General features: G+C 62.1%; 17 protein-coding genes. 10 read left to right on the top strand and 7 right to left on the bottom strand.

Annotation, left to right across the window (positions count from 1 at the left end):
- Positions 1-81: 81 nt before the first annotated feature.
- From ACWUKX_RS19550 to fae, 3 genes are all read left to right on the top strand, one after another.
- A complete protein-coding gene (locus ACWUKX_RS19550) occupies positions 82-1,026 on the top strand; it encodes an ATP-grasp domain-containing protein (RefSeq protein ID WP_456008493.1) in 945 nt (314 codons plus the stop codon).
- A 12-nt stretch (positions 1,027-1,038) separates the two neighbouring features.
- Positions 1,039-1,881 carry a triphosphoribosyl-dephospho-CoA synthase gene (locus tag ACWUKX_RS19545; protein WP_456008492.1) on the top strand — a complete coding sequence of 281 codons (843 nt, stop codon included), beginning with the start codon at positions 1,039-1,041 and terminating at the stop codon, positions 1,879-1,881.
- Positions 1,882-2,049: 168 nt separating this feature from the next.
- On the top strand, positions 2,050-2,556 hold the full coding sequence (fae, locus tag ACWUKX_RS19540; protein WP_029350398.1) for a formaldehyde-activating enzyme: 507 nt from the start codon (positions 2,050-2,052) through the stop codon (positions 2,554-2,556).
- 277 nt (positions 2,557-2,833) lie between these two features.
- On the opposite strand, the gene ACWUKX_RS19535 is transcribed toward fae, so the two are convergent.
- Positions 2,834-3,532 (bottom strand): HisA/HisF-related TIM barrel protein, encoded by a 699-nt coding sequence (locus ACWUKX_RS19535; protein WP_456008491.1) that lies wholly within the window; start codon positions 3,530-3,532, stop codon positions 2,834-2,836.
- A 56-nt stretch (positions 3,533-3,588) separates the two neighbouring features.
- On the opposite strand from ACWUKX_RS19535, the gene ACWUKX_RS19530 reads away from it, so the two are divergent.
- The 7 genes from ACWUKX_RS19530 to ACWUKX_RS19500 all read left to right on the top strand — a co-directional run bounded on the left by ACWUKX_RS19530 (position 3,589) and on the right by ACWUKX_RS19500 (position 9,350).
- Positions 3,589-4,623, top strand: coding sequence for a hydantoinase/oxoprolinase family protein (locus tag ACWUKX_RS19530; protein ID WP_456008490.1), 1,035 nt, complete (start codon positions 3,589-3,591; stop codon positions 4,621-4,623).
- Positions 4,624-5,088: 465 nt separating this feature from the next.
- Positions 5,089-5,391, top strand: coding sequence for a hypothetical protein (locus ACWUKX_RS19525; protein WP_456008489.1), 303 nt, complete (start codon positions 5,089-5,091; stop codon positions 5,389-5,391).
- A complete protein-coding gene (locus ACWUKX_RS19520; protein ID WP_456008488.1) occupies positions 5,388-5,747 on the top strand; it encodes a helix-turn-helix domain-containing protein in 360 nt (119 codons plus the stop codon). The genes ACWUKX_RS19525 and ACWUKX_RS19520 overlap by 4 nt, the downstream gene beginning before the upstream one ends.
- A 3-nt stretch (positions 5,748-5,750) precedes the next feature.
- Positions 5,751-6,599, top strand: a complete 849-nt coding sequence (locus tag ACWUKX_RS19515; RefSeq protein WP_456008487.1) for an ImmA/IrrE family metallo-endopeptidase — start codon at positions 5,751-5,753, stop codon at positions 6,597-6,599.
- Entirely contained in the window at positions 6,592-7,401 is an 810-nt protein-coding gene (locus ACWUKX_RS19510) for a thymidylate synthase (protein WP_456008486.1), read from the top strand. Before ACWUKX_RS19515 ends, ACWUKX_RS19510 begins: the two co-directional genes overlap by 8 nt.
- Position 7,402: 1 nt before the next feature.
- The gene (locus ACWUKX_RS19505; protein ID WP_456008485.1) at positions 7,403-8,440 is read left to right on the top strand and encodes a nucleotide kinase domain-containing protein; all 1,038 of its coding nucleotides are present in this window, start codon (positions 7,403-7,405) and stop codon (positions 8,438-8,440) included.
- The gene (locus ACWUKX_RS19500; RefSeq protein WP_456008484.1) at positions 8,361-9,350 is read left to right on the top strand and encodes a MazG nucleotide pyrophosphohydrolase domain-containing protein; all 990 of its coding nucleotides are present in this window, start codon (positions 8,361-8,363) and stop codon (positions 9,348-9,350) included. Before ACWUKX_RS19505 ends, ACWUKX_RS19500 begins: the two co-directional genes overlap by 80 nt.
- Here the strand turns inward: ACWUKX_RS19500 and ACWUKX_RS19495 are convergent.
- The 6 genes from ACWUKX_RS19495 to ACWUKX_RS19470 all read right to left on the bottom strand — a co-directional run bounded on the left by ACWUKX_RS19495 (position 9,302) and on the right by ACWUKX_RS19470 (position 14,596).
- Positions 9,302-9,691, bottom strand: coding sequence for a holo-ACP synthase (locus ACWUKX_RS19495; RefSeq protein WP_456008483.1), 390 nt, complete (start codon positions 9,689-9,691; stop codon positions 9,302-9,304). The two genes, ACWUKX_RS19500 and ACWUKX_RS19495, sit on opposite strands and share 49 nt — an antisense overlap.
- A gap of 18 nt (positions 9,692-9,709) precedes the next feature.
- The gene (locus ACWUKX_RS19490) at positions 9,710-9,946 is read right to left on the bottom strand and encodes a hypothetical protein (RefSeq protein ID WP_456008482.1); all 237 of its coding nucleotides are present in this window, start codon (positions 9,944-9,946) and stop codon (positions 9,710-9,712) included.
- A 73-nt stretch (positions 9,947-10,019) separates the two neighbouring features.
- On the bottom strand, positions 10,020-11,615 hold the full coding sequence (locus ACWUKX_RS19485; RefSeq protein ID WP_456008481.1) for a patatin-like phospholipase family protein: 1,596 nt from the start codon (positions 11,613-11,615) through the stop codon (positions 10,020-10,022).
- Positions 11,616-12,063: 448 nt separating this feature from the next.
- Complete coding sequence (locus ACWUKX_RS19480; RefSeq protein WP_456008480.1) at positions 12,064-12,654, bottom strand: DUF447 domain-containing protein; 591 nt, start codon at positions 12,652-12,654, stop codon at positions 12,064-12,066.
- 3 nt (positions 12,655-12,657) lie between these two features.
- A complete protein-coding gene (locus ACWUKX_RS19475; RefSeq protein WP_456008479.1) occupies positions 12,658-14,052 on the bottom strand; it encodes a DUF6513 domain-containing protein in 1,395 nt (464 codons plus the stop codon).
- Positions 14,045-14,596 carry a flavoprotein gene (locus tag ACWUKX_RS19470; protein ID WP_456008478.1) on the bottom strand — a complete coding sequence of 184 codons (552 nt, stop codon included), beginning with the start codon at positions 14,594-14,596 and terminating at the stop codon, positions 14,045-14,047. The genes ACWUKX_RS19475 and ACWUKX_RS19470 overlap by 8 nt, the downstream gene beginning before the upstream one ends.
- Position 14,597 lies beyond the last annotated feature (1 nt).

Below are 14,597 nucleotides of genomic sequence, written 5' to 3'. Positions count from 1 at the left end.
TGGCGCTGCAATGGATTCCTCGTTCATCCGCCTGCCGGGCCGCCCGCTCGCGCCATCGGCATCCGGTATCCGAGGCGTGACATGATCCCCCGCATCCTGATCGTCAGCGACGTCTCGGACGCCCGCGCCAAGGGCCTGGCGGCAAGGCTGGACCGGCGCGGCGCGGTGGTCGCAACCGTGCCGCTGGCGGCGATCGCGTTCGACACCGGCAGCCCGAGCGGACTGTCGATCCCCGGCTTCGACAGCGCGCTGCCCGACGCCGTGCTGGTCCGTTCGATCGCCGCCGGGTCGTTCGAAGCGGTCACCCGCCGCCTCGGCGTGCTGCACGCATTCGGCAAGCTTTCCATTCCGGTGTGGAATTCCGCACAGGCGATAGAACGCTGCGTCGACAAGTCGATGACGACCTTCCTCCTGAAGGATGCCGGCCTGCCGACGCCGCCGACATTCGCGGTCGAGGGACGTGCCATGGCCGAAGCGATCGCCGGACGCGAACTGCCGTTTACGCCGCTGGTGCTGAAGCCGCTCTTCGGCGCACAGGGTCGCGGCATCAGGCTGATCGAAACACTGTCCGATCTCCCCGCCGAGGACGAGGTGAACGGCGTCTACTATCTCCAGCACTACGTGCCGCGTCCCGGCCCTCCTTTCCGCGATTTTCGCGTTTTCGTCTGCGCCGGCGAAGTCCTGGCGATGATGAGCCGGCGTGGCGACGACTGGATCACCAACGTCAATCGCGGGGCAGTGCCCGAGCAAGTCTCAGGGCACGGCGAAACCGAATTAGCGGCGCTGGCAAAAGCCGCCGCCGCCGCTATCGGCGCGGATTTCGCCGGCGTCGATATCGTGCCGGCGGCCGACGGCAAGCTGTTCGTGCTGGAGGTCAACAGCATGCCCGCCTGGTCCGGGCTTCAATCGGTCGTCGCGGTGAACATCGCCGATGCGATTGCCGATGCCCTGCTGAAATTCCTGGCTGATCGCACCGAGGCGGCGGCGGCGCGCCCCTACCGCCTTACGGCGCCGGCGAATTCGTGACGAGCCGGTAGCATGGCGCTTTCGCGAGAACGCCTCCGGGTTGCCTACAAGGAATCCTGCCGGATGGAGATTGAGGCGCTGAAGCCCGGCAACGTCCATCTATTCGCCGACGGGCACGGCATGTCTGCCGCCCAGTTCATGACGAGCGCAGAGGTCTCGTCCGCGCCGCTGACCGATCCTCGCCTGCCGGTCGGACAGCGCATGCTGGAAGCGGTCCGCGCGACACGTCTGGCGGTCGCGACCAACACCAATCTCGGTATTATCCTTCTGGCAGGGCCTCTGCTATGCGCCGCCCAAACGACCGGCGGCAGGCTGCACGACAATCTCGACGCGGTGCTGCGCGCGATGAACATGGACGATACCAGGGCGGTGTTCGAGGCGATCGTCGCGGCCGCGCCGGGCGGCCTTGGCGAGGCCGCGAACGATGTGCGGCAGGAGCCGAAGGTTCATCTGCTCGAAGCCATGCGGGAGGCGGCCGACCGTGACATGATCGCCCGCCAGTATGTTACCGGTTTCGGCGACGTGTTCAGCGTCGGGCTTGCAGCTCTGGAAGCGGCATTGGCACGCGGGGAAGACGGCATGTGGCCGACGGTGTTCGCCTATATGGCGTTTCTCGCCGGCTTCCCCGACAGTCACGTGGTGCGCAATCATGGCGCTGAAACCGCAAATCAGGCACGGCAAGAAGCCCTTGCCGTTGAAGCGGCGCTGCATGCCAATGGCGACGAGGCGTCACGCATTCGTCTGCTCATGGGGCTCGACCGCCGGCTGAAGGCGGACAACGTTAACCCCGGCACCTCGGCCGACCTGACCGTGGCTACTCTTTTAGTCCACCTCCTCGGCGTTCAGCTTGCATAATCGCAACGTTGGTGGTTGACTTTCAGGAGCGGAAGCTGGGCTTCCGCGGCTATCCAGCCAACCGGTCCGGATGTCCGGGCGCTGCCAACAAGGATAGCTGTCCATCGAGCGCTCGCTCGGTTTGCGGCGTCTTTGGACACCATAACTGTGTCTTGGAGGAAAATTGGCATGGCAAAGATCTCGAAAGTAATGGTCGGTGAATCGCTGGTAGGAGACGGCAACGAAGTGGCGCATGTCGACCTGCTCATCGGCCCGCGGGGGAGCGCGGTCGAAACAGCATTTTGCAACGCGCTTACCAACAACAAGGACGGTTTTACCTCCCTTTTGGCGGTGATCGCGCCCAATCTTCAGTGCAAGCCCAACACCGTGATGTTCAACAAGGTCACGATCAAGGGCGCCAAGCAGGCGGTGCAGATGTTCGGCCCGGCCCAGCATGCGGTCGCCAAGGCCGTGCAGGATGCCGTCGCCGAGGACATCATTCCCGCCAACGAGGCGGACGATCTGTTCATTTGCGTCGGCGTTTTCATCCATTGGGACGCCGCCGACGACGCCAAGATCCAGAAGTACAATTACGAAGCGACGAAGGAAGCCATCCAGCGCGCGGTCTCGGGAACCCCGACCGCCGCCGAGGCCACGGCCAAGCGGGATCAGGTGAAGCATCCGTTCGCGGCTTAGACAAGAGACAGCCCCGCACAGGCAAAACCCTCCGCGGAGCCGGATGGTCTGTTGCGTCGCCTGAAAAAGCTTCTGGGCCTTTAGAGCACCGGATGAAGAGCCTGCCCTCGGGCCTGACCCGAGGGTGGACTGGTTTTGGGAATCCGATGCTCCAGCAAAGAGATAGAGCGGCGAGACGATCGACCTGAGAGTCCGCCGCTCTACTAGGCCCAGTACAAAGGACCAGTTTCCGAGGCCGAAGTTCGAGGCTACACGACTATCAGGTGCCCAGCGTTTGTCAGGTGACAAGCGTTGCGAGGTGCCCCGGCGTGAGCGTGCCGTCATGCAGCGAGGTCGCAACCAGCGCCGCGGCAATACCGAGTGACGAAAGGGCGCGAATGTCAGCCTCGTTGCGCACCCCGCCGGCCGCTATGACGGAGCGGCTTCCAGCCTTCGCCTTGATCGCCTCGAGCCGCGTGAAATCGGGACCGGAGGCGGAACCGACCTTGGCCAGTGTCATGACGATCACCTTTTGCGGCCAAAGCGCCGGCTCGTCGAGAAATGATGCCGGACCGCGAAATCCGTCGTCGAAGAAATCCAGCGACAGGATAAGGCCCGGATGATCGCAAAAACGCCGCAACAGCGCGTCGTCCTGCTGCGATTCAGAACCCAGGACCGGGCAGAGCCAGGGTTCGGCAAGTGCTGCCGAAAGTGTTTTCTCGTCGGCGAAGCCGGCATCGACCCAAAGCTCCGGCGGCTCCGTCATCGCCTTCAGCCGGGCAAGCGCGGCACTGTTTGGCGTTCCGCCTTCGATGGCATCGAGATCGGCGATATAGAAGGTCGCAAAAGGGTAAAGCCGGCGCAGGCCCTCAGTGACCGCAACGACATCGGAAGTTTGGCTGAGCGGCGTGACAATCGGCCTGTAGCGATCGCGTTTTCCTTGCTGGGCGCGCACCACTTCACCGCCTTTCAGGTCGAGAACCGGAATGATACGCAACGCTCTTTCTCTCGCTGACCAACTGCCCCTGACCAACTGTGATGAAAGCTTGAAGTGTGGAAAAAAGAAAGAGCATCGTTGCCGGCTTTGATATTGGCGGCGCGCATCTGAAGGTGACGCGTGCGCAAGACGGCCGCATCGTCGAGGCAGTAACAATCGCCACGCCGCTTTGGCTAGGGCTCGATACCCTGACCTTGGCATTCGAGGAAACGGCCCCGATTTACGCGGGCGCCGATCTCAACGCATTCACCATGACCGGCGAACTGGCGGACATCTTTCCCTCCCGCGATGCCGGCGTCGCGGCTCTGCTGGATGAGATTTCAACCCGTTTCCCAGGCGAAAAGTTGATCTATGCCGGGCCGTCCGGCTTCGTCGGGGTCGAGCAAGCAACGCGGCTGAGCGCCGATGTCGCCTCCGCCAACTGGCACGCGACAGCGTCGTTGGTGGCGAAACTCGCCGGCGATGCCCTGTTCGTCGATATGGGCTCCACCACCACCGACATTATCGCCGTCAGGAATGGCGCCGTCGCCAATGACGGCTACACCGATGCCGGACGGCTTCTAAGCGGCGAACTGGTCTATACCGGCTTCACCAGGACGTTCCTGTTCGGTGTCGCCTCGTCGGCCCCCGTCCGCGGCAGGCTGACACCACTGATGAACGAGTATTTCGCCTCGATCGCCGACGCGCACCGGATCCTGGGGGTCCTCGATGAGAAGGACGACAGGCACGCTTCCGCCGACGGCAAGGAAAAGACGATCGACGGTTCGGTAGCGCGGCTGGCGCGCATGATCGGGCGCGACGCTGCCGACCTGACGTTGCCGGAATGGCGTGAAGTCGCGCGCTGGTTCAGCGAGCAGCAGCTGCGCAAGATCCACGACGCAGCATCCCTGGTTGCCGGGCCCCTCGCTAGGGATGTGCCGATCGTCGGCGCCGGAACCGGCCGCTGGCAGATCAGGCGGCTGGCCGAACGCATGGAACGCCGCTTCGTCGATTTTGCCGAGATCATCCCCGCAGATGACGCCGTTCGCGGCGAAGCGAGCAGCGTGGCACCTGCATCAGCGGTGGCGCTGTTGGCGGGATCTCAATTGTAGGCGCTATCTCATGGCCATCCGATCAATCGGGGAGATACTGCCCCGGCTTGAAAGATCTCAACCCGTACCAGTGCGTCCAAAATCGGACCGCGCGCAGGGTCGCCACAAGGTGGAAAGGCTGGCGTTCGGCACCCGCTCGGCGCATGTCCGGTTCGCGCCCAATGTCCGTCGTAGAGGCGCGGTTTCGTGGTGCCTGAAAGCGGACCTCTGACGGACTATTCAGGATGCCTGAATTGTCCAAGTTGGATCACCAATCCGCTTCAGCGCTAGGCTGCAAAAGACGCACCATCTGCTCAGGCCCATGGCTGAAAACCAGCCCGACAGCTCCCCCGAACTCTGCGGCTTAGTATCTGCGGGAGAATCTGCGCAAGTCACAGGATATGGGCTGAGCAAGCAAAAAAATAGACCCACCCCTTGAACTGCCACGGTGGTAAGATTATCTTACTAGGCGTAAGGAAGGTGCCTATGACTCTAGATGAAGCCAGAGCGGCGATCGTCAAGACGCTGCAGAAAGTTCAAGACGCAAGTGGATTGCCCTGTCCAGTCCTGGCGGGTGGTGACGTGCCACGTCGGGTGCTCGAACAGTTCGACAGCACGGTCTGGCCGGTGGCCACATCGTGGATCGCCAAGGAGCTCGGAGTGACGATTGAAAATGACGTTCATCTGTTCGGTGGAAAAAATGGGGGGCCGCTGCTGACGATCAACCAGTCGGCCGAAGTTATCTGCGCGCATATCGCCCAACAAAACTACGCAGTGGCGGCGGAATGAACACCGAGGCCGAACAGCGACAGCTCATCGCCCAGCGCCTGCGGGAAGCCCGTCAGCTTGCCGGTCTGAGCCAGGGGCAGGTTGCCAAAATGATGGGCATGCACCGCCCCACCATAAGCGAGATCGAGGCGGACAACCGCCGCGTTTCCGCGGATGAGATCGCGCGCTTCGCGGAAATCTATGATGTGAGCACCAGCTATCTGCTCGGTGAGGCCCCAGACAAGCTCGCGATGGACGACCCGAAATTGCAGCTCGCGGCGCGCGAACTTGCGAAACTGTCACCCGAGGCACTCGATGGTCTGCTCCGCGCGCTCGCCGCTGTGCGCACCGAGGGTGACGATGAGGCCAAGGACTGAGCAATGAACCGGCGGACGCTTATTCTCGACGGTGCTCAGGCTGCGTCCAACGTGCGCGACCAGCTCAGTCTCGATCAGATCGCGCCCGTCGATCCCTATGCGATCGCCGAAAGCCTCAGCATTCGGGTGCGCTTCCTCCCCGTGAGTATGGAGGGCTTCTACCAGAAGGGAAATCCACCGCGCATCATGCTTTCGGCGCTACGCCCGCTCGCGCGCAAGGCCTTCACCTGCGCCCACGAGGTGGGACATCATTGGTTCGGGCATGGCTCGACCATCGATGAACTCAAGTCCGATGACCGGCAGGATTCCGAAAACCCGGAAGAAATCCTCGCTAATGCCTTCGCCGCTTTCCTGCTAATGCCGACCATTTCCATGCGGCGTGCTTTCAACAGCCGAGGCTGGAAACCGGCGACGGCCAATCCCGTGCAGATCCTGACCATCGCCAGCGAATTTGGCGTTGGCTATGAGACGCTGCTCACCCACTTGTCGGTGACGCTATCGGACATGCCGCATGGCGTCCGCAACGAGCTAGGCAAATGGACGCCCCAGCGCATCCGGAAGCGCCTGCTCGGTCACGAAGACGCGGACGGACTGGTCATCCTCGACGACAAGCAGCTCGCAACGTCGGTCGATCTGGATGAGGGATATGCCCTTGCCGTTCCCAAAGGAGCGAGCGTCAGTGGCGCCGCTCTCAGCAAGAGCCAGTCGATCGAGGGCTTCGACATCTATGACGCGGTCGATCGAGGACGCGCGAATATCACCACCAACGCCTGGCAGACCGAGGCGCGCGTCGCGCCGGCCAAGTTTGTGGGCGCCGCCAACTATCGCTTCCTGGAGGACCCCGATGAGTAAGATCGCTGAGCCGGAAACCATCACAGCTTCCAACCTGTCGCTCGGCTGGGCCTCAGTGCTCGACCGCCTTGCGCGGCCGGGTGTCGATGCGATCTCTCCGTTGAGCCTCTCCATCACGGGTTTCGACGACAATGGGGTCGCGACCGAGGTGCCGGCGATCCGCGCCGCCATCGACGAACTGCTCAGCGCCAAGGACAAGCGCGAGATCGAAAATGTCGCGTGGACGATTTTCCCGCAGCGCTATTGGGTGATGGCGCAGGGTGACCGCGCGGCCTTCTTCGAAATGTTCAGCGAGGCGTTCCCGCGCATTCAGGAATTCAACCCGCAAAACAACAAACGCGGTTCCTATTTCCAGCGCATGGTCGACTTCGAGGGCGGCGGGAAAGGGTTTAACCAGCTTGCCTGGATCCTCGACGAATATGATAGGAATCCCAGTGGGCGGCGTTCCAAATGGCAGGCGACCACTTTCGATCCGTACCGCGACATGCTGACCACGGCACAGCTCGAATTCCCGTGCCTGCAGCAAGTCAGCTTCACCTTCTCCGGCGACGGCGGCCTGGTGGTGAACGCCTTCTATGCGACGCAGCAGATCGTCCACAAAGGTTATGGTAATTATCTCGGTCTGGCCCGTCTCGGCGCGTTCATGGCATCGCAGATGCACCGTCGCCTCGAGCGGCTGAACATCTTCGTTGGCATCGCCAAGATGGACAAGATCGGCAAGACCGACGGAGATTTCGCCAAGATGCTCGCTACGGTTCGTGCAGAGCTGGCTGCCGTGCAGGGACTGGTCCAAGCCGCCTGACATGACCAACAGCAGCCCAACCATCTTTCGCGGTCCGAACCGATTTGCCGATCTGCGCCCGACCAAGGTCTTCGACAGCTATTGGCGCTTCGCGGCCGAGCGACAGGCCATCTTCTTCCGGCGGCTCGCGGGCGAGCTAGGGCCGTGGACCGACGATCCGATCCTAGCGCGCCACCGCTTCACCAATGCCTATCGCGCGGCCGATCGCGTCAGCCAGTTTCTCATCCGTGAGGTGATTTACGGAAAGGGTCGCAGTATGGCGCCGAAAGAGCAGCTCTTTCGCGTCTTCATGTTTAAGCTGTTCAACAAGATCGATACCTGGCGCTTGCTCGAGGCGCAGCTCGGTCCGCTCAGCTGGGAAGATTTCGACTACCACGCCTATGATAAGGTGCTGACGGCGGCGATGCGCGACGGCAGGAGACTCTATTCTGCTGCCTACATCATGCCGCCGGTGAAATGGGCCGATGGGGACGGGACCAAACACCGCGGGCACCTCCACCTCATTCGGACCGCCTTGACTGGCAATCTTAGCGGTCGCCTCGATGGCGCGACCTTGCTCGGCGAGGTGTTCGCCTTGCTGAAGCAGCTCCCCTCGCTTGGCGATTTCCTCGCCTTCCAGCTCGCAATCGACCTGAATTACGCGACGCTAATCGACTTTCCCGAGGACAGTTTTGTCGTGGCGGGGCCGGGCGCGCGCGACGGGATCGCGAAATGCTTCGCCAATTCCAGCGATTATGTCGCTGAAGACATCATCGAATTCATGCACGACCGGCAGGAAATCGAGTTCGAGCGGCTTGGCCTGAATTTCCGGGATCTATGGGGGCGTCGCCTCCAGCTCATCGACTGCCAGAATCTGTTCTGCGAGATCAGCAAATATGCCCGCGTCGCTCATCCCGATGTAGCGGGTGTCTCCGGGAGAACCCGGATCAAGCAAATCTTCAAGCCCGAGCCGGCCCATCATGGCGTCTGGTTCCCGCCTAAATGGGGCATCAACGACCGGTTGCCGGCACAGCCAGAGCTCAACGAACAACTTCTCTAGGGAGTTAGACATGCACTTCACGGACTATCAACGGCAGGCGCTGGAGACCGACAGGACTGCATTGAGCGGCGCTGAAGCCACACAGCTTGTGCCGCTGCTCGGTCTTGCCGGCGAGGCTGGCCAGCTGCTTTCAGAATATAAGAAGCGGCTGCGGGATGGTCCGTCGCACGTCCGCTTTGTCGATCGCGTCCGTGAAGAGCTGGGCGACATATTGTGGTATGTGTCGAACGTCGCCAGCAAGTACGGGCTCGATCTGGAGGATATCGCGGCGGCCAATCTCGCGAAGACCAAGGCGCGGTTTGGCGACGAGACGGGGGTTGATTTGGGGCGCTGCGAGCATGAGGCCGAGAGTTTCCCGGATCGCTTCACCTTGACCTTCGTTCAGCCGGCCGACGGCGATCGCGTCCTGGTGCGAACGCTGTTTAATGGCGAGCAGGTCGGGGCGGAATTGACCGACAATGCCCATGATGATGACGGCTATCGTTTTCACGACGTGTTCCACGCGGGCTTCGTCGCCGTGCTGGGCTGGTCACCCGTGTTGCGCAAATTGCTCGGGCGTAAGCGTAAGAGCGTCGCCCAGCTCGATGAGGTAGAGGACGGCGGGCGGGCAACTGTGATCGAAGAGGGTATCGTCGCCGCAATCTTCGATTATGGCCGCAACCACAATTTTCTTGCCGGTGCGGGCGGCGTGGATGAATCTCTGCTCAAGACGGTGCGCGGGATGTGCGCCCATCTCGAAGTGAAGGAGCAGCCCGAAGCCCTTTGGCAAAGCGCGATCATTCAAAGCTTTGCGGCATGGCGGGAAATTGTCGCGGCGTCGGGCGGCACGGTTGAAGTCGACCGGACGTCGCGGACCCTAAGCTATGCGCCGCTGGCGCCGATCGCGAGCGCTACCGCTGCCGCACTTTGAGTGCCGTGGGTCACGCTGACGAGCCAGCTTGAGATACCCAGCGCTGTTGCTGTCGTCCGCGCGCTCCCGGTTACCTCCACGTACGGGGCAGAGACGCCATCTGATACGAGCTCGACGTCGGTCCAGGCTATGCCGTCCTGCATGCCGCCGATTGTCTTGAGCACAGCCTCTTTCACCGCGAAGCGCGCGGCGAGACGAGTAAGGCGCTCGCTAGCTGTCCCGTCAACGGCCTGTTCGCGCGCCGTGAATACGCGGTTCAGGACATCTGGATCGAATTCCCCGTAGATGCGCTCGAACCGATCAAGCTCGACCAAATCTAGTCCGACCGCCACCGTGTTCATAAGCGCGGAACCGCGGATCTAACGCGCTGCACTGCGCTTGAGATCGGGATCCTTGATCGATTTCAGGGTTTCGCGGCGATCTTCCGCGATCTTCTTGGCTTCCAGGATGACGCCCGACATGGCGCTCCGATGCTTCTCGACCGCTTGCGAACTTGCCTGCTTCGCATCACCCGCAGTCTTATTTGCACCAGACCCCCCGCCCTTAACCGTCTTCCATCCCACGGTTTTTCCGCCGGATGACTTCGCGCCCGTCACTTTATCTCCAGTCGTGCTCGCAGCTTTGGACGCAGTGCCAGCCTTCGTCACGAACCTACCATTTGCAGCGGACTTAAAGGTGGTGCTCTTCCAAGCCATCGCTATCTTCCAGTTCGAACAGCTCCTGTATTATCAGACGAAAGAACTCGTTCACAGCGTTTTCAATCTCGGTTACAGCAATCTCGAGCCGCTCATCGGGTTCGAGTTTCGCGTCACCGCCGATATGGACGGCAAAGCGCGGCCGGCCATTCTCGTCTAATATAGGAATGCACAACTGCCATGCCAGTTTCGGCCAGCGGAGCTTACGCCGCAGCCGGTTGGCGTCGCCGGGCAGATCGAGCTCCTCGGGAAAGGGAGCGAGCTCGAAACGGGATTCTTGCGATGCCCATGCCTCGCCGAGGACTGAGCCTTCGATCGGCACCAACATCCCCTCGTCCGCATGCTCTTCGTAGCCGGTCGAGAAGCGCAGACGCAGGGAATGGTGGTAGTCGCGATCAGGTACCGCGATCGCGACGCGAACGCGCTTCGCTCTAATCTCCAGAGCGGATTCGATGACGTCTTCCGCCAGGCCTCGCGTCACTTCGCAGGCGTTGCTATAAAGCTCCGGACGTCGAAAGAGACGCTTGTCGAGCCTGACGCTGGCGGCGGCTTCGCCGTCCCGCACTTCCTGTCGCGCCTGCTCTACGTCGAGATCGAACTGAAGCAGATTGATACTGCTCTCGAGCACCAGCTGCTCGGCCTGCCCAGACACGCGGAGATTGAGCTCACCCGACCCGAACAAGGCGGTGCGAATGGCGGAAGGAATCCAGTTGAAGCGCCGCACGACCGGCGCATTCGACGTGTCGGCAATTTCGACAGCGATCGTCAGCGCTCGCGGATCGAGCTCGCGTTCCTCGTCGAACGGCCAGGCGGGGAGATTGGAAACGATGCCGCCATCGACAAATGTAGAGGTACCAATCCGCCACGGCTCGAAAATGATCGGCAAGCAGATGGACGCCGCAACCGCGTCGGCAACGGCAACCTTTGGGGTCCGATCCGGAGAGAAGAGCTGGAGGCTACGCTTGCTGAGGTTAGCGCTGACGATCTTTAGGGTGGGCCGTCCCTCCCGTCCGAAATCGGCCATGGTGACAATGCGGTCAGGCTCGTCTGGGTAGAGTTTGCGCTGAAGAAGCGTCCCCAGAGCGGACTGAAAGCGCCGAACATCGGCAAGCCCCCCGATCAGAAAACGCGCTCCAAGGAAGCCAAGACCAGCCAGCGCGACGACCAAAAGCGCTGCTCCGACGATTATTGGCGTCGAGCGGGTCGTGCCCGCGATGATGAGACCCGCCGGAACGGCCACTCCAAACGCGATCGCGAAGAGTTTGACGATCCAGCTATGCCCCGACGCCCACCGAAACATCAAAACGCGCACCCATCCAATCCGCCCGAAGATGTCGGTCGCACGGGTGAAGTCGGGATCAATCTCGCTGAGCTGATCGATCAGCGTCGGCCCGCCGTCCGGGTCGAGCAATTCCCGGGAGGAAAATCCGGCCGCCTTGAGCGCGGCCACGATCGCACCCGCCGATGTTCCCGCGAGGCCACAGAATGCGACGCCGCGGTCTTCCAATGCCCGCAGCGCGCCGACATGAATCAGACCCTTGGCGCCGCCGCCGGCAAGAGCGACAAACACACGCTGCGGCTCGGCGACGATAGGGGGCTTAGCCAATGCTATTGGTCCCGCGATGCGAGGCTTGCCCTCTCGTACTAGATGCACGGCTAGGCCGGATCTGCAACGGGTCGCAACGCCATGTTCCCTCACGCAAACCGTTCGGGCGACTATCCCAGCACATTAATACCTGTCCTAGACATCAAAAATCGCAGCAGGATGCTTAGTGGATTCCGTCATGTCCAGTGGCCGTCTCATCATTGTTCGCCCGAATGTCTCTTCTCCCAATCTCTGTGACTACAACCGGACAGTCCGGACACGGCCCCACTCCGGTCATCGTGCATACCGGGCTCAATGACCGCAAAGGGTCGAACACCGCCGTTTGAGATCAGCGCCACCGCCGTTTGAGATCAGCGCCACCGCGTACCATGCTAAAACGCGTCAGCCCGGACGCTTACCCAGCATATCCGGCTCAGCCCCGTACCTCATCACCGCTGGACTCCTTGACCGACAGGTGATCGCCGACACGCTGCATCAGCCAGTCCCAGGCTTCCTTTTCGCCCTCGCCGGCGGTCTTCTCGATGGCAATCGAAAGGTAGTTGATTTCCGCCTCGATCTTGTCGCGCGGCAGCATGCCGAGCCGGCTGACCAGGATGGCCAGCTCCAGCACCGCCGCCTTGGCGCGGTTGAAGCCGGTGAACGGCGCATGCGTTTCCTCCCCCACCACGCGGCAGAAATGGCGAGGTCGCATAGCATCGTCATCGATACCTTCGACTTCGAGGACAGAATGCGCGAGCGCCGCCTCGAGCCGCGGCACCGGAAACCCGTCGACCGCAACGGTTGGCCAAAGCTTGCGCCCGGTCAGGCAGCCGGCAAAGATACGCACGTCATCGGTGTAATTGGCGATGGCGAACGGCACTTCGGCGAGATTGTCGAGCGTGATCGACGGCCGGAACGGCGCGATGACCCAGCCGTCCTTCTCGGCGATGATGCCAATCGGCGCGATGTGGACATCGCCGGTCTTGTTGACGGTGGTGATGATCGATTCGCGAATGTAGGGCATGGTTTAGCGCTCTTTCTTCGCGCGAAGCGTGTGGCCCGCCTCCGCAAGACGGGTGCGGTCGATTTCGGGAGCCGGCGCGGCAACTCCCCATGCGAGCGGCTCGTCCTGCACGTAGCGCTTGCGGAGGCGCCACGCGATCTCGGCCTTCATCAGTTCCGCGCCGAGATAGAACGCATGCGCGCCATCAGCCTCAACGCCAAGCCCGGCAAAGAGTTCGAACGCATCCCTGGAAACTGCATGCCCCTTGCCGTTGAAAACATGAATGCCGTCCTCGGCGGTCATGATGCGGAAGTTGTTGTCGCGCACCTCCGCCGCGAGCGCTGCGATATCCTCGGTCGAGGCCGTGAACGGCTTGCGGTCGTGAACCTGCAGCAGCCCTGGATGGTAACTGCGCGGCAGCGCTCCGTCGTTCTTCGCCGCAAACAGGATGCGGCGGGCAACATCGTGCTCCTCGATCGTTCGCAGCGTGTGCGGGCTGACATGCACGGCAAGCACGTTTCGGATCTGAAGTTCCGAGCAGAGCCCGGCCAGAACCGCGGTAACGCCGGAACTGTCGGCGTCGGTCAATTCGGTGAGATTGCCGGTGCCCATCAGCAGTTCGATGTCGGGCCAGCGGCGGCGCGCCTCGATGAAGCGGCCAAGTGACATCGCAAAGCCGAAATGGATCGGGTCGAGCACGGGATCGGCGATGAAGGCGACGCCGGCCTTTTGCGCCGCTTCGATGGCCCGGCCGAGCGAATCCAGGTCGCCGGGGGTGGACGGGATCAGCACTGGTACGGCCTTGCAATCGAAGGCCAACGGCAGCGTGTTCTCATCGAGGCTGAGAAGATAGTCCGCACCGGCGCGTGCGCCGATCGACAGTTCGTCCGTGCTGGCCGAATCGACACTGACCAGAAATCCCTGTGTCTTCAGCTCGAGCACGGCCTCATCCAATAACGGAAACGGTGTTTCCGGCAGGCAGCCGAGATCGATGACGTTGGCACCGGCCGCAGCCAGCGTCCGTGCCCTCGCCACCAGCGCCTCGACCGACAGCATCGGCGCGTCGACAATTTCGGCGAAGATGCGCATGTCGTGACGCGAAAGGTCAGGCGGCTCGCCCGCCCGGCCGAGAAAGGCCGGCAGATCGGCGATCTCGTCAGGCCCGCGTACGAAGGGCACGCCGAAATGGTTCGACAGATGCTCGATGTCGCCGCGATAGCGGCCGGGCAGGATGACGCGGTCGCCGCCGCCTGTCAGGCTGAGCCGCCGCTTGATGATGTCTTCGCTCATCAGCGCCGCGACCTTGACGCCGATGTCGATGATCTCCCACGCAAATTCGGTTTCGCCCAGTCCGGCCAGCAGCCTTTCCAGCCGGACCTTGGCCAGGTGGCCGGTAAGAAAGACCAGCCGCTCAGCCATGGCTTACGAGTTCGGCGTGGCGCCGTCTGACCGAAGCTTCGAGATCGGCAAGCGACTCGACCACCTGGGTCCGCTCGAAGCTCTTCAGCTGGTTGGTATTCTCCAGGTCGATCCTGCGCGGATAGACCTTGACAAGCCCATGCGGCGCCATGGTTTCGAGTTCCGGCGCGGTGTCGCACGCAAAGACGATGGCCGGCACTCGGCATTTTCCGGCCTGGGCAAAGACGTTGGTGGCGAGCGTGTCGGAAATGCCGTGCACGCATTTGGCAACCGTGTTGGAACTGGCCGGCGCCACCACCACCGTGTGATAGACACCGTGATAGAATTCGCCGACCGGGATCGCGCTCGCCGTCTTGTCGTGCAGGACGCGCGTCGTCTCCGGGAAATCGAGCTTGAGCTTGTACATGCGCAGCACTTCGTTGGCGGCTTTCGACACAAAGACATCGCAATGTTCTATCTGGTGAATGAGTGCGAAGCTCTCCGTAAAAAAATGACCGGAACCGGTCAAAACCCATGCCCAGCGCGGCGTATGCAGCGTCGCCATC

This window comes from Mesorhizobium sp. f-mel, from assembly GCF_053850215.1.
The sequence above is the reverse complement of the archived record's forward strand: the minus strand, read 5'-3'. Positions and strand labels throughout refer to the sequence as shown.